The following is a 20,899-nucleotide window of genomic DNA, read 5'->3' as shown; positions in this document are numbered from 1 at the left end:
TGTCATATCGTCTTCCTTTATTTTATTTTTGATGATTGTAGCATGTTAATGAAAATTTTCGCTTCACACCCCCACTTCACTTCCAAATTTAAATCAAAAAGCACTCAAAGTTGAGTACTTCTTTGAACTTCTTTATTTTGCTGGTGCCCTCGACTCTCAGACTTTACGTACTGTATTTGCTCATTCCAATCTTTTCCAATACTTGGCTTGTCTCGTTTAACCTTACCACCTTTTTCTTGATACTCTTTGATTCGCTTATCTGACATTACTTTTTTAACAAATAATTCTCCTGCTTCATCGTTATCGACTGACAAAATAATCTCTTCAGGCATTCTGCCATACCGCTTTTCATATCTCTCCATACTTTTATGAAGAATATTATCCTTTAATCCTTCCAGAGATTGATATTGAACTCTGGTATCTTTGTTAAATTGGTGTCCCTTTAGTTCAAAATAAGAAAGTGCGTCAATTGCGGCTTCAGTAAAAACCATTTTCCCTTGAACTTCCGAGTTTGTTGGCCCACTTCTAAAATTAAAACCGTGGCCTGTTGTTGAGTTTCTCCAAATTTGCTTTTTATATAGTCGTTGCTCTTTGATAAACTTTTGAGCAGCCTCTTCAGCTAAGACTTTGGTTTCTGTTTTTCCTGTTTCAAGTGGCTGTTCTAATCCTCTAGTACCAATTCCTACTTTCCACGTGAACTCTTTGATAAAATCACCCAAACCTGTTTCTTTTATATCTGAACGGTAATCTAGTGGTTTTGTGCCTTGAAGAGTTATTCCAACATCTTCAGAGCCATCCGCCCAAATAAAAGCAACCTCTTTGTTTTTAGTTTGCTTAATTAAACCACTCTTAGCAACCTTCTTAACTGTGGAAGATTCAAGTTTTCGTTCATTAACCAGATAAACCATAACCTCATTTAAACGGCTCCCTTCTTCAAAGATTTGTGGCATTACAAAAGGTTGAGATTGAACACTAGAAAAGTCAAATGATCTACTGCCATCTACCGTCACAATTTTTTGAATAGCTTGAGGAAAATTAACGCCATCAATATATTTTGCGAAATCAATTATATCTCCACCAGCGTCACTTGAAGGGTTATAGTCTTTGAAAAGGTTTTTTCTGATATCAAATTTCACATTTTTTTGATTTACCAGCTCATATTCTGAACCCGATGTTTTTCTTACTGGGATGCCATAATATTTTACATAATCCAGAATACTTGTATTCTTGGCTTGTTGCTTCATTTTATCTGTAATTTGAACAGACTGATTTGCATGTTTTTTACTTATTTGTTGTGTAGGTTTGTGTGTAAACTCTTGTGTATTTTTTAACTGTTGGCTCGCCTCTATTCCAAGTTCTTTATGAAAATATTGTAACGTAGAATAAGTATATATTTTGGGATTAAACCCTAGATTCTCTTTTGTTTTATCTTTTAACGGTGTAGAAATATATTTTTCATAATCTCTAACATATTTTGAAAACTTATTAACGATTTCTGTTTCTTTATTTTTAACAAAAAATTTTTGATCTGGAAATACAGACTGGTTTGCTAAAATAAACCCCGCTTCAGTGTCAGACTGTACAATTGGAATAGCATGTTGAAAGTCTAAACCAGCAGTACTATACCCCAATTGTTCACTAGGAACTTGGTAGCTTGCATCCTTTAAAAACGGAAAGCGATTAATTCTCAAATCGTGAGTGAAAGGGACATAAAAATCAATTTTCCCAACTTCCATAATCAATCCATAGGGTCTTTTTTCATTTTTATTCCACAAAATTTCTCCATTTGTCTTTTTTTGTAAATATTTGAAGTATTCTTCTGTTAATGTAAAATAGTTAATCATTTGATTTTTTCTCCAAGTCTTGATAAAATAAGAATTAAGGAAATTAAAAGAATTGGGTATTCTTCTAATTTTACAGTGTTGTGATGTTTGAAGAAGCAATATTCCTCACGCTAATTTATTAAATAATTGCTTCAACCACCTACGAACCTACGGGTTCGTTTTTTATATTTCTTCAAAATGTGTGTAATTTATACACACATTTTTATGTATTCATCTACCAATTTCCTGTGCAGTTTTGTGCACATTATTGTTTTTAGATATTGGATGTTCCGTATGATACCCTTTGATAAATTCACCTAAATTTTCTTTTTGTCTCAAACCAAATTCCTTAATATTTGCTTTTTGGAAATCATCAGGCTTAGGATTAATAAAAAATTTTTTAGGGAGAACTGCTTTATCTCCTGACTTAGTGTAATCAACCATAATCTCAAGTTCTTTCTCAAGAGGATCTTTACTGATTGATTTTTCTTCATTCAGTTCAATCATTCCATCTGAACCAGCCTCTGAAATCATATTTTGAAGTTCCTTTATTCTGTCACCTACGTTTCCAGCATGCCAAGGTTTCGTCCAAGGCACACCTTCTTCAGTGTCTTTTGGATCATAAATCCAAACTTCATCTTTTTCTCGAATTACTTCTTCGCTTAAACTTTTACCGTCTATTTTCTCAATATAAGATTCAAGTTCAAGATAATCTTCAACAAAATAGTCCATGAAAGCATCTAAATCTTCACCAGGAATATAAGGCCCATCTGTTTTAAAATAAGATTCCTCTGCGGCAAATTGGAGTAAGCTAGGGTTAATTCCTTCAGCTTCCTGCAAATCAATCATTGCTGCAAATTGTTTGCCTTGAGTGTATTCTGGATTTTCATACTCTTGATAATTAAAACCTTCAAAAGTAATCTCCAGCTCTCCCAGAGCACCTTCAACGTAAGTAATTTTATCCGAGGCTTCATAGATATTTTCAGCACCTTGAGACAAAACTTCTGCTTTGAATCTTTCTTGGGCTTGAGCAATTGCATTTTCTACCTGTGCTTTAGATACTTCAAATTTAGCTTCAGACGATTCTGGTGCTTGAAATTTTTTATTTTCTTTAACTACATCACGACACTCCTCTTGTAAAGGCCGCAACATCTTATCCAACTGCAAAAGTTCTGATTCATCACGACCTGTAATGAAAGGAATTGTCGGTGTAAGCACATTACGATTGAGAAGTTCTTTGGATAGTTCAGAGAAAGAAAAACTTCCAGCTTCAAAATCAGCTTTCCATGTAAAATAATCGCTTTCCTCTTCGTCACGACTTGAATAATAACTTTTTACCTCTTCTGCCGAACTTTTCAGCTGGTTTAACTGATTATAGGTTAGTGCTGCAAGCTCCTGATCACTCAAGATTGACAAGTCAAATCCCTTAATCCACTTGTCGTGAGAATATTCCACATCGTCGCCAATATCAAACCCTTGAATGGCTCCCGTTATTTGATTGGTTTGTTGATTAAATCTTAATTCCTTGTCAGTCACATACTCTCTTTCAGCTATTAATTGAGCCATTTTTTCAATAACTTCACCCTTGGTTATATTTGTCATCCTCTCAATATCATATGGATAATGAATCTCATTTCCAACCATTTCAATGGCTGTGATAGGCTTATTTTCTGTACCCATAAACCGATTTAACCGAACACCCAATCCTTTTTCACTATCTTGAAAACTTTGAACTTCAAAGAGATCATACAGTCCTAACTCTTCTTGGATTTTTTGTAAAATTTCTTGATTTTCTTCCATCGTACGTTCTAATTTTTGAGTATCAATAAAATCAATTTGTACTTCGTTTTCCATATTCCTTGTCGCTTCCTTTTCTAAAAATTTTTCTTGATGATTTTCAATCCACTCGCTAAGACTATTATCTGGAAGATATTCTTCAAAATAATCTTCAAAGGCGGGATGATTTCCCAAAGTCTCTAAAAATTTTTCTGGATTCTTGCCTAGATATAAAGTTTGTTCGGCATTGCTATCCATGAGTTTGAACTGCAAATCAGAAATCTCAACGTATAGTTCCATAGGTTCAAGTGCCGACTCCAAATTGACACCATTTGGAAGTTTGAGATTATTTAACTTTTCAAGTGTTTCCTTTGCTCTAATTTCATAATTGTTCGCTTGCTCTTTGTATAGCGGTTGATTTTCTTTCATTTTCTATCTTCCAATCTCTTGTTTTTCAGGCTTAGATTTCTGAACCGTATTTTCTGACTTGTTTTGAGCACGTTGATGGGCTTGCTCCATCTTCTGAGTTTTTTTCAACTCAGGATCGAGGCTTGCATCAATTGTTTTAATCATTTTTCCAGCTGTTCGTTGAATTTTTCCTAGACTTTGACTCATTTCCTTATCATCAAAAATCTTGGCGTTTTTTGTCCATTGTGCGATGTAAGGAACGGAACGTTCTTGAGTATCTATACCATAGTGCTTAGAAACCACAAATGCGGTCATTTCAGCTTCTAACTCTTGTTTGGCATACTCTTCTGATTTTTTTTGAGTTGAGCCTTTCTGGTGAAGTGTTGCGTGGGTCAGCTCGTGTATTAAAGTTGCAACATTTTCTCCTGGAGTATTCAAATGATTCATAATAATCTTATTAGCTTCAGGATAAAATGCTCCACCTGCATTCCCTAATCGGTTAACTTCTCCAGCCTTTGTCCATTCAATAGGTACAGGTTGTTCCAGTGACTTTGCATAAACCTCAAGGCCAGTTTTTATTCTATTGGCTAACTTTTCATCATGCTCAAAGTTAATATGACGATTAGGCATTACTTTGGGCATTGCTTCAGGTTTTAAGTTGGTTTGAGATATTTCAAAAACTTTATATCCATAAAACTTGTTATAAGTAGAAACCTGAATCTCATGATTGTCTACTTTCCGCTTTTCTTCTTCGGTCCAATATTTCTCATAATGATGTTGGAGTTTTCCATTACGTTCTTTCTCAAAATAACGCTGCTGATTGATTCCAATAAGTGTTATTTGAGATTTTTCACCTGATCGAACAGATAAAGTATCCATTTTAAGAGTTTTTGATTCTCCTGTTTTTTTATCCGTAATGGTGCGGGTAATTCCCTCTACATCATTTGATTTAATTCCCAAAACTTTTGCCATATTTTTTCGACTATCTGTTGTTTTTCCATTCCATTGGTCAAATGTTGCGACTGCATTTGCTCCACGCCACTGTGAGTGGATGAGAGCTACGTTTCTTGGGCTCAAATCAGGAAACTTACTCATAAACTCTAAATATTCAGCCATGGATTTAGGGTCTTTTGACCAGTTTTTAACAAGATTAAGGGCATGTTGAGAAAGCTCCATAGGATCTTTAGGTAATTCTTGTGTAGTTTCTTGCGTAACTTCTTGTGTATGCTTTTCCATGTTGTTTTTTTCTCTCCTATAATTTTCTGGATTTTCAAATAACGGTGTTATTTCAAAACTCCCATTTGAAAAAATACTAGCGACTTTGAGATATTCACCTTTTCCTGTTGCAGAGCGGACTATCTGTCCTGTCGAAGCATTATAAAAAACATCAAAAGTATTGTCTTTGAAATTAGCTCTTGCATAGCTCCGTGCATCATTCGCAATCATTTCAAGTTCATCCGCAGATGCTTGTGTTATTAGATAGTTTTTCCTATCTTCTGGATACATAGGTACCACATTGATATTTTTTTCTGGAAATAGCTCCCCTCGCAGTCTCTTCTCAATATAATTATTTCCACCCCGAATAGATTTATAAAATTCCTTCTTTTCTCCTTCACTCAACGCATCATAATCTGTCTTTGAATGCTTAATATTTAAAATGAGCCACGCTAACCGATTTGCCTCTATGTTGACACGATATTTTTCGGGATTAGTTCTTTTTAAAGTGGGACTATCATTGAATTTAGCTTCACTATATTTGACGTAATCTTCACGAAAACGAGGTGTTAATTCTGGAATCTCAGTTTGTGTTCTTTTTTCTACCATTTTTTCTCTTTCACTTTCTTTTGAAATATTTTTAATAGCTTGAATCTCCAAATTGTTTAACGCTATTTCATAATCTTTTTGAGCTTGTTTTCGCTTTTCTTGCTCTATTTCTAAACGTTTTTGATTTTCAAGTTGGAGTCTCTCTTCTTTTTCTGAAACAATGGCTTGGATTTGTTTATTTTCTTGTTGAGCTACATACAGAATTTCTTCTAAAGTGTCAAAATTTTCAATGAGATATTTTCCAAAATCATACTCCGTTTTCATCACAGTTCTACCGTTGATGATATACTCAGCTTTAGGCTTGGTTAGAGGTTCACCCGTTTTCAAGCTATAATCTCGTTGACTTACGGCAAACCTTGGATCAGAAATGGATTCAGAATTATATTCATCTGTAAATAACATACGAACCACATGTTCTTTTACCTTAAAAATTGCTTGAGAAGGTTCTGTTTTTTCTTCAAACCAAGAGTAGTAATCCTTAATATCTTCAAGTGTACTTGCCTGCCGCTGTTCCACCACTTTACGTTTCTCAGTTAAATTGGGAAGATAACCCAACAAACTGTCTCCAAGTTCAATTTTTTGCATAAAAAAATCCTTTCTTAATGTCTAAGAAAAGGATATTATGAATCTGATTTTCTTGCCCTATGCCCCCATTTCACTTCTGTTTTCGTGTGTAAATAATTGTGTATATTCGTGTGTATAAAATAAAAAACAAGCCGTTTTTAATGACTTATTTTTCTTTATATGCAGTAACTGAAATATTTACGGCTGCTTCTAACCAATTATCTTCTTGTTTGATATCTGCCAGTAATTGATGGTTTTCTAGTATTAGTTCTGTTAAATTCATTGTCCCTAAAATCTCTGCCATCGACAATGTTTCAAATCCATCTTCTTCACTTGTTTCTTTTATCCATAAAAAGAAATCGTGCGGTGTACTCCAAGCTGAATCTCCCTGTTTCCATCCATATGATTCTATTTCTGTTCTGAAAAATGAACTTTCAAACTCTTCAGGAATACTTTTACTTATTTTACCATTAACAATGTTGCAGATTTTAACTTTATATTTTTCTTTCATTTATCCTTTTATTCCTTATACCTTGTTATGTATTTATCTGTTTACTCCTCTACTTCGCCTGTTACCGTATGAACTGCCGCTTTTTTACTAGGATAGATTTTAATTGCCATATCTTTTTTTAGTCCGTCTTTTTTAACATCTCGAAATGCCACATTCTCATAAGGAATTGTATGAGGTGTTTCTGAGGTCATCCATACTTGAGTATATTTTCTAAAATCGACACTCAACTTATAAAATTCTCTCTGGGCATTTCGTTTAGTATAGGCTGAGAGAATAACTTTAGGATCAATTAAAGTAACTGTAAAATAATCTCCAATATGGTGATCCACCTTAGCAACCTCGGAGTACCCCTCTAATTGAAATCTTTTCACTGCTAGATTCTCTGCTTTTTTGTTGCTTGCTGGTCAATGTATTGTTGTCTTTTTTGCTGCTTAATCTCAGAAGATGTCTGAAAATAAAGCAACACTACTCCTCCTAAAATAAACCCAAGTATTATTCCCAGGTATGGAGCAAAAATAATCAAAATTTTCTTCAATTTGTTCATTCTAATCCTTTCTTTTCATGTATAATTGGTCATTCAACCTTCTGAAATAACATCAGAATGGCAATCTCCACATTACTTTTTCCTCTACTGAGTAAAAGTGAACAGTCTCTCTGTTCTTCCACGATTAGCCACATATAAATTTATCGTCCTCTTTCTTCCTCATCATCAGATTGTCGTTTCTTTTGTTGAGCACGCTTAAGTTCATTATTATTGAGTGATATCATATTTTGAAAAGCTTCATGACCATTTTCCAATACCTTTTTAAATGAACGCTTCGTCTTAAATACAGGTAACTGGTGCTTTTTTATATACTTTTTATTTTTTCTATAAAATCGTCGATGCTGCTGTGGACGTTTTAATTTGAATTTTTTCTTTGAGTTCTGCTTAATTTTATTTTTGAAACGATTCCTACTTTCCTCTTCTCCATAAATTTTCTTCAGTTCTTTCAATAAAGGAATGTTGTCTTTTTTATTTTTTTCAAGATTATTATGATAAATTTTATTTTTTATTTGTAAAATTTTCTTTTCTTTTTCTATAGAAGCAAGAACTTGTTTTCTATCTGTATCATAAATAAATTGAATTAAAGTTTTATCTCTGGTATTTTTTACTAGATGCTCCTCCACTTCTAATTTTTGGAACTTCTTCTCAACTTGTTGATCAGTGGATTGATCAATAGAAACTTGTCGTGCTGTTTCAACTTCTGATTTTAAATGTCTCTTCTTTTCTTTTTCAAAATCTGATAAATCCTTACTCGAAATTTGTTTGAGTTGTGCCAGCTGAATATGTTGTTCAAATTTTCTTTTAGAGAATTTTTTTAAGCCAACATTGCTTTGCATGTCCTCAAATTGATCCAATCCCCGAATTTGTTTCCTGAAATATTGCTCTTCTGCTTCCGCATAAGATTTTTCTACTAATCCTTTGTACCTACCAAGTTCTTTTGATGAAATTTTAGTTTTCTTTAAATCTTCAACCACTTGTTCTAATTCTTTAGAATTTAAGAAGTCTGAAGTCATAGCTTCTGAATGATTCAAGGAATGTTTTTTTAGTTCTTTTAGAATACGATTTGCCAATGCTATTTTCAAAGTTTTCTGACGTTTTTCAACTTGTTTTTCTAAATCAATTTGTTCCGCCTTAGAATAAACTTTATGATAATCTTTCAATTGTTCACGAGTAGCTCGTGTAAAAGCTTCATATTCTGATTTGCCAACCGTTCGAATATACTCTTCTATAAATGCCGTCAAATACGCTTTGGATTCTCGAAATTCCTTTCTATTGGAAGAGTAATTCAATTTTCCTTCTTTGGGAAAATGTCTTACTGTTTCTTCTAAATAGAAGTTCAACAGTGTAGAATCATAACTATCTGTAACTTGATCCAAAATCAAATGGCGATGTTTCCCTACTTCAACTTCTTTTAGAATTTTTAACTCTTTTTCTTCATCAATTTCAAGAAAATGGAAAAGGTTACTTTTAAACCGTGCAATATTTTTTTCTTTGAGCTTGCCCCGAGGTTCTTTGATTGTAATAGTTTTTCCATTAATTTCTTTTTGAACTTCCAAAATTTTACGGCTAGTTTTTGTTTCAGAAAACGAAAGATGTACATGAATATGCTTTGTATTAAGATGTACACTTCCCCACCAAAATGTATTTTCATCAAAACCTTCAGATTTTAAAAATTTACCCATATTTTCTTGCATGGCTGCTTTTAGTTTATCTTGATTCACGACACGTTTTTTTGCCTCAAGTTCCAAAGCTTTTTTTGCCTGATATATTTTCTTCGGATTTTTTGGTTTCTCTTTTTCAGCTGCCTTGAAAACTTTGTCTAGTCGGTCAATCTTTTGTTCAAGTTCGGGATTATATTCCAAAATACCAACTCTAATCATATAAGCCACATCAAAAGAAACCACAGGATTCCATAAGTTGTTACCAAGAATTTGTGCTTCATTCAATTTTTCTTTTAACTCTTCCATTTCATTCACAGAAATATTATTGCTCATTTCAGTAAATAGGCCTGTACGACGATCGTCTTTATTTACAACTGCAGTGTCCCTCTTCATATAGCTAACCATTTTCTCAAAGTCACTTGAAACTTCCAAATGATTTTCAAAAGCTTCTTCCACATGATCAATTAAAACTGCGGACTCTCGATCACTATAATCTACGTAGCGTGCGAATTTTTCAACTGATGTTGCTGTTTCAAATTTGAAAGTCACAATAATATCGGGAGAATCTGAACCAACTTTTTTATTTCTCATCTCTTATCTTTCCCACTTTCTGCCACTCGGAATAGCCATGCCTCCTGATTGTTCCTCTATCAATATGCATTATTTTTTCTATTTCACGCATCGAAAAACCAAGTGCAGCTAGCTTTCTTTCTTGCTCCAGATGTTTTTCATCTAATCCTCGATTCCGCTCACGAGTGATTCCTTCATTATAGAATGCACTAAGCTTACGAAATTGTTTGAAATACATCCTAGCAACAACTATCATTTCTATTTCATTGGAAGTATAAAAAGTTTTTGTTCTAGGATTTTTCAAATTTGTAGCTGCTTCTAACCACCGTTGTGTCCGATCGTCGTATTCTCCTAAATCATCTAAATCTAATCCAATGCCTAGCAATACTGATTCTGCTTGATGAAAATAATCTAATGATTTCATTTGCACGTCCTCTCTTCTTGATTATTTTTCCTGTGAATTTTTAAGACTATCCAAAATATGCTCCACTTCTTTTTGGATTTTTTCAAAGAAATTTATCGACTCATGTTTAACTTTTTTCTGAGTCCCTTGCTTCACTCCAGCTTGTGTTGCAACATCATTTTTAGTGAAAAAATGATACACACTCATCCGTACAGGAGTCTGTAAAGCCAGAATAAGGATTATCACAATTCCAAAAATTAATTTGCCATTTTTCTTTTCTTTCATTTGAGTACCTACTCTTTTCCAATTTGCTTTTTAAAATTCTAAGCTACTTATTTTGAAATCAAAAATGTCTTCTTCTATTATTTTTATCCAACCAAGACTCATAATCTAATTCCGTTTCGCCTGTATAATAAAGTTTTTCCCATTCCTCATGCTCCTCTCTTTCAAACAATTTAATTTGATCATCACGATTTTCTTGAATATTTTCCGTATTTTTTAGAGCTTGACCTGTATATTTTTTATAGTACTCCGCAAATTTTAAAGACTCTTCAGGAGAATAACCAAACATCATTTGCTGCATCCCTCTTAGAATTTCAACTTCTTCTTTTAATTCAATCACTTGTTTTGTTAGAGTAGAAAAAGATTTTCCAAAAGCTTTCGTGTTTTCTATTTGCACCTCTGCTAAAATTTTTTGAGCATTGGTACTTGCGTTATAACTATCGATCACTTGTTGCCAACGGTTATCAAAATAATTTTTATTTTGTCCAAGTTCTAAATCAAAAAGATAATCATTTAGAATCTCAGCCACTTTTTCATTAGCATTAATTTTTTCTTTTTTTGCTTGTTCTTGAATTCTTTTTTTTGTTTCTTTTGGAAAATTTTTCAACTGCCATAGTTCTTTTTCCATTTTTATTTCTCTTTTCTATGCTGATTTATTCAGCTTTATTAATAGTGCTTTGCACGAGAAAGTTCAGATATACCGAAATTATCGGTATATCCAAGAAACCCTTGCACTGCAAGGTATAGACGCCTGCGGATATACTGTTTCTCTTATGCTCCTTGGACTAAAAACATAGAAATCTATGATTTCGTGAGGTTTGTTGTCCTAGTGGGTCTGGGCAAAGCCCAGCCGCTTTTTTCTCTTTTCTTTTGTACTTCCCATGTGATATAATTTTATTAATAACTCTTTTGTATTGGAGGCTTCCCTTGGACTTTACTCATTCAAAAAATAATTTAGACCAGCTTAGAAATAATGTTGGCGTACCATTTCGTTACGACTATCAATATAATAATATTCCCAATTTGACAGATGGTGAAGTGGGGAATATTTCTATTTTCTTCAATTACGAGAATAGTTCCTGGAAAATTATTATGATTATCGAAAATGAACATAATCAAAGTGCTGCAAAACCCATCTATATTCTGGAAAAGAATGATGAAACTTTTTCTTTTCATGGTTTTTGGGAATCTATTTCTTATAAAGAAGTTAGTAAAATTATCTGCCAAGATCCAAAATGGTTTTTAACAAGATTTTGGGAAGACTTTGTTGATCGAATGGATGCTTTAACAGATAGCATGGTTCAACAAATCTCTAAAGAAAATTTCGATAATTTCACTAATTCTGTTGCTTCTGAACAATTAAATCGTCATAAAAAACGAGTCTCAAAATCTAAAAGTGATGAATTAAATATCTATCCTTGGTATTTAAAACAGATGAGGAATCCAATTGATAATAAGCGATTCAATAAGTTGAAAAGTTTGTTTGGTTGGGATGTTGCCAATTGGTTGAGAAATGAAAAACTTAATTTAATTCTCACGTCTGATATAACCCGTTACCATAAAATTATTATCAATGATCTCGAAAAATCTCTCTAATTTTGCCCATAATAATTTTATCCACTTGAATTTTTTTGTATTTATTTTTATGAGAAGCTAGCCACCAATACTCTTGGCTTCCAACTATTTTTTTGCATAGATATATTTTTTGATTATTCATGAGTTCCTGAATCTTTGCTTCATTGAGAAAATCTTGATGCAAGCTGATTCTCTCAATCTTCCCTGATAATCGCTCTATCTTCACCACAATATATCGCCCTCTCTTCATACCAAAGAATGGGTGTTTTTTATTTTGGATAAACAAATTCTTTTTCTTTTGGCGCTTATTCATTAAAAATTTTTTCCTTTCTTACGCAATTCTATGAAGAGTTAAATCTGTTTTGGACGCTTGATTACGGCCTTCTTCAAAAGCAACAACCACTTCTATAGGAGGAAGGTCTGTAGAGACCTCACCCATCTCTTGAGAATATTCCTTCCATGCTTCGACAACCACTTGAGGGATCTCAGTTAGAATCATCAATTCATTGCTCATTTGTTTAAATTGAGCTTTTTGTTTTTCAAACGCTTGATTAAGCCCAAAGATAAAACCTTGTAAATAACTATTTTTCACATCAGCAATTTTATATGTTCCATATTCTTTTTTATATAATTCAATAAAATCTTTATAAAAAAACATCATGGCATCATCCGCAAGAATGAACATTTCCTTGGCAAGTTCCATATCAGATTCCAGCCCATAGAACTTAATACAACTCTTTCTTTGTCCATCCTCTTTATTCACATACTTAGAAGAATAAAAATGCTTTACGCGAAAATTTCTTGAGATTACTCCAGCGAGTTCTTTTTCCCACCAAAACAGTTTTTTATATACAGTAACTGCTCGATGTGAAATAGAGTCAGACATCTCGTCTGTGATTTCTGACTGATCAATATGATATTGAATCATCAACTTTTGTGCCAATAAGAATGCAGACTGACATTCTTCATCATCTGCTTCATCTTTTGCTATGGCGAGCAAGCCTTTTACTTTTTTTATGATTTTAGCTTTTACACTTTTTTCACCCATTTTCATTTCTCCGATGCTATTTTAATAATTAATTTTATTGGTTTAATTTTTCCGTCAATCTTGTTCAGTTCACCACCAGCCTATGAAAAATTTTTTTGATTATTCACTTTACTTCATTTTTTTTGATTTTACATCATCCGTAAATTTGAATTTTCCTAATTGAATATCTGAAATTTGTTTTTTCATTTTAGTGATAGCTTGTGTAATTGATTTTTTATTTTGTTGTGCTTCTTGAATTTGTTGAGCATATCCTGCTATGTCCGCCTGTAAGCTTGAAATTTTCGATTGGTTGTTACTTAAATTATTTCCTGTTAGATATTGATTTTTTACCTGAAGCTCTTCTATTTTTTGAGAAGTTGTTTTCTGATTCTTCTTCAAATCATCAATAGCCACATCCATTTTTTTCTTTTGAGAATTTTGAAAATCAATTTCTGATTGGATTGCTTCAACTGCATAAGCTGCTTGTGATTCAATTTTTATTGGTCTTTTTGCTTGCTTTAGATATGGACTATTACTTGAAATAAAGAAATAAACTAAGTCAGATGGTTCTACCTCTGAAGACTCTGTTTGAGCACTATTTGCAATCTGAGCTTCTTGTGAATTATCATAGATTGTCGTATCTATCGATTGATTAGATAAATCATTATTTTGGAAACTCAATGATAAAGCTTCAAATTCATTTGAAATATTCTTGATGAAAATTTCAGCTTTATTGTCAACAGTCGGGATATACTGCATACTACCTGTCCCATTTTTTACAAAAAGTTTGGGTGTTAATTGACTCATAGATATATCTTCCGTTGCCTGCAAATCTAATCTCATGATTTTATTTTTAGAATCATATTCTTGATGAGTGATTTCAATTGTTCCTGAGCCATCAGAGAAGGTCTGAGAGGTGACTAACTGACTTGGGGGTACAATTTGTTTATCATGAGCAAAAAACGTCCCCAGGAGCAGTATTCCCTGTAAAGTAATCAAACCAATGAAAATCCAAAATTTTGTGGCTGCAACATTTTCTTTCATCTTCCGTCTTATTTGTTTCATTTGAGTTCAACTTTCTTCAATTGATTATTCATGATATTTAATCACTGCTTCTGTAAGACTTTGCATGAATTGTTTGAAATATTCCACATCTGACCGTGTACTTTTCTGGGGCTTTGTCATCAAAGAAACAGCAAAAGTTGTTTCACCTAGCATAGTCATCATTTTTTCAACATCACTTGGGCCATCGCTTTTCAATTTTGCTTTGATAGATACACCAGCTTCAGGTAATTTGTTGATCAATATAAATTCTTCTTCAAATTCATCTTTTTTCTCAGTTCCATCTTCAATGGATAAAACTTTAACATCTAATTCTTTGACCTCACCAGAATCCGTAATTCCTGTAACAGAAAAATTTTTGTGATTTTCAGTTTGTTTATTCATTAGTTCTCCCTCATTATTTTGATTAATTATGATATCGTTCCTTATGTTTAAATTTGTTATTTTCCCCAGTAACTGTTGATATTGCTTTTCAGTGTTCAAAAAGAACTTTATTTCTTTTCCCCTTCGACGTATTCCCATATTATTATCTAGCGCCCATTTTACAAGAAAATTACCCTTATCTACTTCTAAAGTCGCAATATATTTAGCAGTTTTTTCATTTGCAATTATTATTGAACTCATAATTTTTATCTTCTTTCTTGAATTTTCTTCTCTTTTTTCAACTAAAAAATTTCATTATATTCTTATTCATAAATTACTTGTCCAAATGCTTTTTTGATATTTCCTGTCAAAGGAATATACTGTCCTCTATCGTTCTTATCCGCATAAGCAACTACAGCTTCTGTGGTAATGTCATTATTTTGTTTTTGTATAATCACTAAAGAACTGGCATATTGAAGTTCATATCTCCGCTTCAATTGCTGCCCATTTTTGCTCTCTGTATTAACATAAAATACTGGAAAATTAGCTTGTTTTTTAGCTTCTTCAATCTCAGTTTTTGCGACTTCACAGTAAGGACAATTCTCCTTAAAAAATACTAAGATAACTTTTTGATTCGTCTTTTCACTTTCATTGAGCTTTTCCAGCACATTTGAGGTCTCTAGGAGGTCTCTAGGAGCGTTTGGAACCCTATCATAGTAAATTATCCTACTTATACCCAAAAGTAGGATAATGGCTAAAACAAGCCCTAAAAATCCCCTCTGAAAAAATTTTTTCTTATTCTTAATGTAAATCTTCATAGTTTCAACTTATCTCCATCCCCTCTAACAAATCCAATATCTCTTCCTCTGTTAACTGAAAAATTTTCATAGCTTGAGGAATTTTTTTCTTTTGACTTGCAATTGACTTGATCTGTTTGGCGTTACAAATCACACCTACAATTCTTCCAAAAGTAGCAAAATTATTTTTAAGATTCGACGAGAGCAAAACAAACTGTCCTGCTTCCACATGATAGAAATCTGGCTGATGAGGTTCAATCTTAAAGAAATGTTCTTCTTGATCAATACCGTTAGATAAGACAAATTTAACTCGAAGCAGCTTATACCTTGGAATATTGATGGTTGTCATATTTCATCCCCTCCTTCTGCAATCTTGTCCCAATCCCCCCTTTCTCTAAGAAAATATCTTCGATTAGCAATCGCACTTACTGAGCGATCTATCATCAAGGATATTTCAGAATCAGAGAAACCCTTGGTAGAAAGTTCATACAGTTTCTTTTCTTCGGATTCATCCCAATTTCTATATGTCATGCCAGCTTCAGTTTTACGTCGTGTTCTGCTTGCCATTTATCTTACATTCCTTTCTTAAATTAGTTTTTTAGGTAATAAGTAATCCTTTAATCGTACTTCTATTCCTTTTTTGAAATAGCCTACCCAGTCATATTGACAATAAAGCTCGTTTGCCAAAAATTGGTCGTCAAAAATCCTTTCAAAAGTAGAAATCCTTTCTCGATTATCATCGAACCGTAGGTCAATATCCACACCTACGTTATAAAGCGTTTCGACAATATCTTCAATATCAGTTTCTTTCAGCTTCTTATCTTCTAGTCGTTTTAAAGATGACAAATACTCTGGGAAGTCTCGAACAAAATTCTCAACATTGTTTGATGCTTTTTTAAATGTTGCTTTACTTTCTTTCTCTTCATGATTACTTTCTTCTTTTTCAAAGGCTTGTTCTTCAAAGGTTTGACTTGGATAATCTTCTTTTAATTCTGATTTTTCATTTGGTAATCGATCAAAGACAAATTGTGCTAATGTTTTTCTCAACTTATCTAAACGCTCTTTTTCCTCTGTATCTGAATCTTCACTAGGAAAGAGAAATTGTGGCAAAGCTGCTTCAATATTTTCCATGGTACGATTGGCAACCTGATAGAGTGTTTTATCATAAAAGAGATAACCTGCCGACCATTTTTCTTCAAAGTAAGCCATTAAGTCAAAATCGAAAAATTTGAATTCATCAAATGTGTAATTATATGAATCTTGAGTACTGTTTGTGGAGTAATTTTTGAACGCAATGATATAACCTGCTTTAGTCGCTTTTTTCCATGCTTTTTCAACAGTTGCACGTCCCCACTCTCTATGCAAGACAGATTTATATACTTCAAAAGTCTTTGAATAATGTAAAAGATGGCTCATTAGTCCAATACCTTCAAGCCCTAAACTTTTATCAGTCAATAATTTATTGTCAATTTGTGTAAAACCTGGTGTCCGTTCAACACGTTCCACTTTTCCAGATGGCATAATTCTTTCTTCCTTTTCCTTTTATATTTAAATCGATTAAACAATCCAACTCTAAAAAAATTAAATCTTAGAGTTCAAAATCTATATCTTCCAAGTCATAAGGAAAAAATGGACTTTTAATTTCTTCTTTTATTCTTCTGATTATATTTTTTAGTAACTGCATAATAATTCCTTCCTAAAATTTGTATCAAAAAAGAGAATAGAAATTTTTCTATTCTCTTCATTCATTGATATTACTGAGTTTTCAGATTTTAACTAAATTTAGGACACTTACTTTGTTTTTTCACTTAATCTTCAAAATTACTTATTTTTTGCATCTTTGTTCATTCTTTTTTTAAATAAGCTTGCACAAAACTTTGCATTTTTTGTTGGATTTGACTATCTGTATAATCTCCAGCTTCTTCACCCCAAAAAGTAAGTGCTGAACCTATAACGTTTTCTGTTGAATTTACTTGTTTTCCACTGTTCAGCTCAAATTTTGAAAGATCCCAATTTGCAACCAAATCGTTAATCGTATAGGCATAACTTTCTGGCTGCCACATCCGCTGACCCGGCAAGAAGTAGGTATAATAAGCATTGTAATTTAAAAGCTGGAAACCTGCATCTAAAAGTTCTTGAGCGCTTGCCGTATATTGTCGGCCGGAGCTTGCGCGCTCATCAGTGCTATTAATATCCCAACCACCAATTTGTGACCAATAGGTAATCTGGATATCTTTATTATAGTTCGCAAGATCTGCCTTAGCCACTCGATCATTCCACATCCTTGTAGTATAACCTTGATGTTTTAAAAAATTATCCAAAGTATTCACATAGTTCACTAAGTTCCTATTTGATTCTACGGGCAACCAGTCAATTTCATCAACGCCGATATGAAAATAAGCTTTCGCTTGCCCAGCAAAAAGTGGTGTGTATTCTGCTAACATCTCTTGGACAAAATCAATAGCTTCTACTTTTGTGTAATCAATTAGATTAAACTGTTCTGGCGCTCCATCAGGTAATTTAATAGCCTCATACCGCTTAGGATCATTGATCTTTAAAAGTTCGAGGATAGCTTGCATATGTGCCGGAGCTTCTATCTCTGGAATTAAAACAACGTTCTTTGATCGGGCATAGGAGACCAAATCCATCAGATCATTTTTCGAAAGAAATGGCCGTTTGGTTTGTGTATTCAACCATTGTCCGTCTTGATAAACCGCATTTTTATCTGTTGTTTGACCGACCGTAGCCATCTCCACAGCTAAATTTTGATTATCAGACATGTGTAACTGGAGAAAACTATTAGGATAGTTGCTTAAATTGTCTATGAATTGTTTGATAACTTCTGCTTTATAAAACTTACGGGAAATATCTAAAGCAATTCCTTTTTCTGGTAGTATTTGAGTTAAATTTTTTTCCGCTTTTACTTCTGTTTGATTTATCATCGTCATTAAAAATACAACTATCCCTACTACCGCACATACACTGAAGACTTTTCTATTATTCATAGACACCTTTTCCTTATCCAACTATATAAAAATTATAACAAAATGAAAATAGAACAACAAAAACCCCAATAAAAAAGCGTCCGAAGACGACTTTTTATTTTGCTTTCAATGCGCTCAAAATTTGTGTACGCATGTCTTCTATACCATCTGCACTGGCTGGAAGGAAGATTGTAGAATTTCCGGCATCAGCAAATTGATTAAGCGTATCAAGGTATTGGTTGGTTAAAAGAATCGACATAATCTGGTCCTCTGTTAAACTTGCCCCGGTATTTTTAATTTCAATAATTTGTTGAGCGAGTCCATCAACAATAGCTTTACGTTGTTCAGCAATACCCACACCACGTAAGCGATCTTTCTCCGCTTCGGCTTCGGCCGAAGTAACGATTTTTATTTTTTCTGCATTCGCAAGCATTTGCGATGCATCTTGTTTACGTTGCGCGGCATTAATTTCATTCATCGATTGCTTAACTTCGGCATCAGGTTCTACACGTGTAATCAATGTTTTAACAATAATATAACCGTATGTTGTCATTTCCTCTGCAACTTGATGCTGTACTTCCAGAGCGATTTCATCTTTTTTCTCGAAAACTTCATCCAAAGTCAACTTAGGCACAGCAGATCGAAGCGCATCCTCAATGTAGGCTTGAATTTGCTCAGAAGGGTTCATCAGTTTATAGTAAGCATCTTTAATATTTTCTTCATTGACACGGTATTGTGTTGCGATATTCATGGTCACAAAAACATTATCTTTTGTTTTTGTTTCAACGGTCATTTCGTTTTGCAAAAGACGAAGTTGAATCCGTGCCGCAACACGATCAATTCCCCAAGGTAATTTCACATGGAAGCCAGCCGAAGAGGTCGTTTGATACTTCCCAAACCGTTCGATGATTGCAACCGTTTGTTGTTTAATAACATAAAACAATGTTCCTGCACTCGCCAAAATGATAATAATAACGAGCACGGTAATAATAAGTGAAACTGTTAACATAAAACTCTCCTTTCTTTTAATTATACTTTAATCTTTAGAATATTCCAATCAAAGTCCTTTAGAAATGTACATGTAGCACTTATTTTGCTCTGCTTGATACAAGAGAGGGTGAATATAACGAATTTTTTCAGCTTGAAGCACCAAATCCTCAAAATTATAGCCCGTCAAACGAATATAGTCCTCATTTTCATCAGCCGTTGTCAAATCTGATAGTTCTTGTGCATCAGTGAATTGACCTTCAAAATTCGCTTTTCTCATAATGATATAATCGCCTTCTTGTTTCAAAACATAATGTGGAAAAATTTGTGCGACTTCATAAATGATTTGAGCCGTCATCTTCAGGGGAAACTCACTAAAGACAACTGCTTCTTCCTGGGCATTGCGGTAGCAAAAACCAAAAGATTTACCTGATAGATTTAAGCGCATAAAGCGGAAATTTTCTGTGCCTTCTTTTCCTTCAAGATGAAAATTTGGCTGGTCCTGAAACATCTCCAGATCACGTGACAACTCAAAGAAATAGTCTGTAGCATCTTGTGGAGAACGTTTTTGATAAAGCTCTGCAAAATAAGCATTGATTACACTTGATGGCGGAGTAACCAACAGCATTTTCTCCTTTTCATCGTCTAAATTTGCTAAACGATTTTCCAAAAAAACACGATCTTGAGCCATGTAGCCTCCGTATTTCAAACCTAAATCAATATATTCCTTATTTTTCACTTTTTTCCTCCATATTTAAAAATTCTCTTGCACATATTATAGCATTTTCTGGATAATCTTCAGCAAAGACATCATAAAAATTGACATTCATCCGGTTGCGGAACCAAGTCAATTGACGTTTAGCATATCTTCGTGAATTTCTTTTTACAAGTTCCACTGATTCTTCAAGTGAAATTTCTCCTGAGAAATAAGGGAAAAACTCCTTATAGCCAATTCCTTTTGCAGCTTGAACCTCTGGGTGTTTTTCAAATAAAGCTTGTGCTTCTTCAAGCAAGCCTTGCTCTAACATACCGTCTACCCGATGATTGATTCGATCATAGAGTGTTGCTCTTTCAGCATTCAGACCGAGGAGACAAAACTCATAGTTAGACATTCGATTTTCACCTGTACCAAAAGCTTCTAGCTCAAGAAAACGCATTGCTCTTCTCCGATTTAGCTCAGGAATATTTTGGGGAACACGCGCAAATAACTCTTCATCAGAAAGTTCCTCTAAGCTTCGCCGCAGCTCCATCATTTCCTCATGATTTTCTTGCCCTCCCAGGTGATAGCCCTCAACAAGACTCTGAATATAAAGTCCCGTTCCACCAACAATAATTGGAAGCTTACCGCGAGAAATAATTTGTTCTATACAAACGGTAGCTTCTTGAACAAAGTCAAAGGCAGAATAATTCTCATTTACATCTCGTACATCAATTAAGTGATGCACTGCTGCGGCCTGTTCTTCCAAGCTTGCCTTGGCTGTACCAATATCGAGGCCACGATATACTTGTTGCGAGTCACCTGAAATAATCTCACCATCAAAAACTTGGGCCAGCTGAATTCCCAAAGCTGTTTTACCTACAGCTGTTGGTCCGACCACGACAATTACTTTATTTTTTTTCATATATTATTTTTTTCTTATTTCTTTTGTCCTGTGTATGAAGATACATTCTTTTATTATAACATTTTTCCGTTTAGTGACTCTTTTACCATATAAAAACCCTCATATTACACATGAGG

General features: G+C 33.6%; 23 protein-coding genes. 1 reads left to right on the top strand and 22 read right to left on the bottom strand.

The features are described 5' to 3' along the window. Positions 1-104: 104 nt before the first annotated feature. The 10 genes from BZZ03_RS09445 to BZZ03_RS09405 all read right to left on the bottom strand — a co-directional run bounded on the left by BZZ03_RS09445 (position 105) and on the right by BZZ03_RS09405 (position 10,994). Positions 105-1,844: a toprim domain-containing protein gene (locus tag BZZ03_RS09445; RefSeq protein WP_086583115.1), complete on the bottom strand. Its 1,740-nt coding sequence runs from the start codon at positions 1,842-1,844 to the stop codon at positions 105-107. A gap of 210 nt (positions 1,845-2,054) precedes the next feature. Next, the gene (locus BZZ03_RS09440; protein WP_086583114.1) at positions 2,055-4,028 is read right to left on the bottom strand and encodes a hypothetical protein; all 1,974 of its coding nucleotides are present in this window, start codon (positions 4,026-4,028) and stop codon (positions 2,055-2,057) included. A gap of 3 nt (positions 4,029-4,031) precedes the next feature. After that, positions 4,032-6,416 carry a zincin-like metallopeptidase domain-containing protein gene (locus tag BZZ03_RS09435; protein WP_086583113.1) on the bottom strand — a complete coding sequence of 795 codons (2,385 nt, stop codon included), beginning with the start codon at positions 6,414-6,416 and terminating at the stop codon, positions 4,032-4,034. Positions 6,417-6,561: 145 nt separating this feature from the next. Further along, the gene (locus tag BZZ03_RS09430; RefSeq protein WP_086583112.1) at positions 6,562-6,906 is read right to left on the bottom strand and encodes a hypothetical protein; all 345 of its coding nucleotides are present in this window, start codon (positions 6,904-6,906) and stop codon (positions 6,562-6,564) included. Between the two features lie 41 nt (positions 6,907-6,947). After that, positions 6,948-7,277, bottom strand: coding sequence for a hypothetical protein (locus tag BZZ03_RS09425; protein ID WP_086583111.1), 330 nt, complete (start codon positions 7,275-7,277; stop codon positions 6,948-6,950). A 2-nt stretch (positions 7,278-7,279) separates the two neighbouring features. Then, entirely contained in the window at positions 7,280-7,450 is a 171-nt protein-coding gene (locus BZZ03_RS12010; RefSeq protein WP_158092875.1) for a hypothetical protein, read from the bottom strand. 140 nt (positions 7,451-7,590) lie between these two features. Continuing rightward, entirely contained in the window at positions 7,591-9,702 is a 2,112-nt protein-coding gene (gene mobL, locus BZZ03_RS09420) for a relaxase MobL (protein ID WP_086583110.1), read from the bottom strand. Further along, complete coding sequence (locus BZZ03_RS09415; protein WP_021722611.1) at positions 9,692-10,105, bottom strand: hypothetical protein; 414 nt, start codon at positions 10,103-10,105, stop codon at positions 9,692-9,694. Before BZZ03_RS09415 ends, mobL begins: the two co-directional genes overlap by 11 nt. Before the next feature lie 21 nt (positions 10,106-10,126). After that, positions 10,127-10,369, bottom strand: a complete 243-nt coding sequence (locus BZZ03_RS09410) for a hypothetical protein (RefSeq protein ID WP_086583109.1) — start codon at positions 10,367-10,369, stop codon at positions 10,127-10,129. 58 nt (positions 10,370-10,427) lie between these two features. After that, positions 10,428-10,994 carry a hypothetical protein gene (locus tag BZZ03_RS09405; RefSeq protein WP_086583108.1) on the bottom strand — a complete coding sequence of 189 codons (567 nt, stop codon included), beginning with the start codon at positions 10,992-10,994 and terminating at the stop codon, positions 10,428-10,430. A gap of 299 nt (positions 10,995-11,293) precedes the next feature. Between BZZ03_RS09405 and BZZ03_RS09400 the strand changes: the two genes are divergently transcribed. Further along, positions 11,294-11,962: a hypothetical protein gene (locus BZZ03_RS09400; protein WP_086583107.1), complete on the top strand. Its 669-nt coding sequence runs from the start codon at positions 11,294-11,296 to the stop codon at positions 11,960-11,962. Here BZZ03_RS09400 and BZZ03_RS09395 read toward each other — a convergent pair. From BZZ03_RS09395 to miaA, 12 genes are all read right to left on the bottom strand, one after another. Then, positions 11,937-12,254 (bottom strand): hypothetical protein, encoded by a 318-nt coding sequence (locus tag BZZ03_RS09395; protein WP_086583106.1) that lies wholly within the window; start codon positions 12,252-12,254, stop codon positions 11,937-11,939. The two genes, BZZ03_RS09400 and BZZ03_RS09395, sit on opposite strands and share 26 nt — an antisense overlap. Positions 12,255-12,272: 18 nt before the next feature. Then, complete coding sequence (locus tag BZZ03_RS09390) at positions 12,273-12,989, bottom strand: DUF2786 domain-containing protein (RefSeq protein ID WP_158092874.1); 717 nt, start codon at positions 12,987-12,989, stop codon at positions 12,273-12,275. A gap of 108 nt (positions 12,990-13,097) precedes the next feature. Further along, a complete protein-coding gene (locus tag BZZ03_RS09385) occupies positions 13,098-14,033 on the bottom strand; it encodes a hypothetical protein (RefSeq protein ID WP_143466337.1) in 936 nt (311 codons plus the stop codon). A 24-nt stretch (positions 14,034-14,057) separates the two neighbouring features. Further along, entirely contained in the window at positions 14,058-14,654 is a 597-nt protein-coding gene (locus BZZ03_RS09380; protein WP_086583103.1) for a hypothetical protein, read from the bottom strand. A gap of 62 nt (positions 14,655-14,716) precedes the next feature. After that, positions 14,717-15,211 carry a glutaredoxin family protein gene (locus BZZ03_RS09375; protein ID WP_086583102.1) on the bottom strand — a complete coding sequence of 165 codons (495 nt, stop codon included), beginning with the start codon at positions 15,209-15,211 and terminating at the stop codon, positions 14,717-14,719. A 4-nt stretch (positions 15,212-15,215) separates the two neighbouring features. Beyond that, on the bottom strand, positions 15,216-15,539 hold the full coding sequence (locus BZZ03_RS09370; RefSeq protein ID WP_086583101.1) for a hypothetical protein: 324 nt from the start codon (positions 15,537-15,539) through the stop codon (positions 15,216-15,218). After that, positions 15,536-15,757, bottom strand: a complete 222-nt coding sequence (locus BZZ03_RS09365) for a hypothetical protein (RefSeq protein WP_086583100.1) — start codon at positions 15,755-15,757, stop codon at positions 15,536-15,538. The genes BZZ03_RS09370 and BZZ03_RS09365 overlap by 4 nt, the downstream gene beginning before the upstream one ends. An 18-nt stretch (positions 15,758-15,775) precedes the next feature. After that, positions 15,776-16,711: a hypothetical protein gene (locus BZZ03_RS09360; RefSeq protein WP_086583099.1), complete on the bottom strand. Its 936-nt coding sequence runs from the start codon at positions 16,709-16,711 to the stop codon at positions 15,776-15,778. Between the two features lie 323 nt (positions 16,712-17,034). Next, positions 17,035-18,195 (bottom strand): family 20 glycosylhydrolase, encoded by a 1,161-nt coding sequence (locus BZZ03_RS09355; RefSeq protein ID WP_086583098.1) that lies wholly within the window; start codon positions 18,193-18,195, stop codon positions 17,035-17,037. A gap of 94 nt (positions 18,196-18,289) precedes the next feature. Beyond that, the gene (locus tag BZZ03_RS09350; protein ID WP_017368540.1) at positions 18,290-19,183 is read right to left on the bottom strand and encodes an SPFH domain-containing protein; all 894 of its coding nucleotides are present in this window, start codon (positions 19,181-19,183) and stop codon (positions 18,290-18,292) included. Between the two features lie 48 nt (positions 19,184-19,231). Beyond that, positions 19,232-19,900 (bottom strand): hypothetical protein, encoded by a 669-nt coding sequence (locus BZZ03_RS09345; protein WP_086583097.1) that lies wholly within the window; start codon positions 19,898-19,900, stop codon positions 19,232-19,234. Further along, the gene (gene miaA, locus BZZ03_RS09340) at positions 19,890-20,783 is read right to left on the bottom strand and encodes a tRNA (adenosine(37)-N6)-dimethylallyltransferase MiaA (protein WP_086583096.1); all 894 of its coding nucleotides are present in this window, start codon (positions 20,781-20,783) and stop codon (positions 19,890-19,892) included. The genes BZZ03_RS09345 and miaA overlap by 11 nt, the downstream gene beginning before the upstream one ends. Positions 20,784-20,899 lie beyond the last annotated feature (116 nt).

Origin of the sequence: Lactococcus petauri, from assembly GCF_002154895.1 — a bacterium.
Lineage (GTDB): Bacteria > Bacillota > Bacilli > Lactobacillales > Streptococcaceae > Lactococcus > Lactococcus petauri.
Note: the sequence above shows the minus strand (reverse complement) of the source record. Positions and strands in the feature narration are given on the sequence as shown.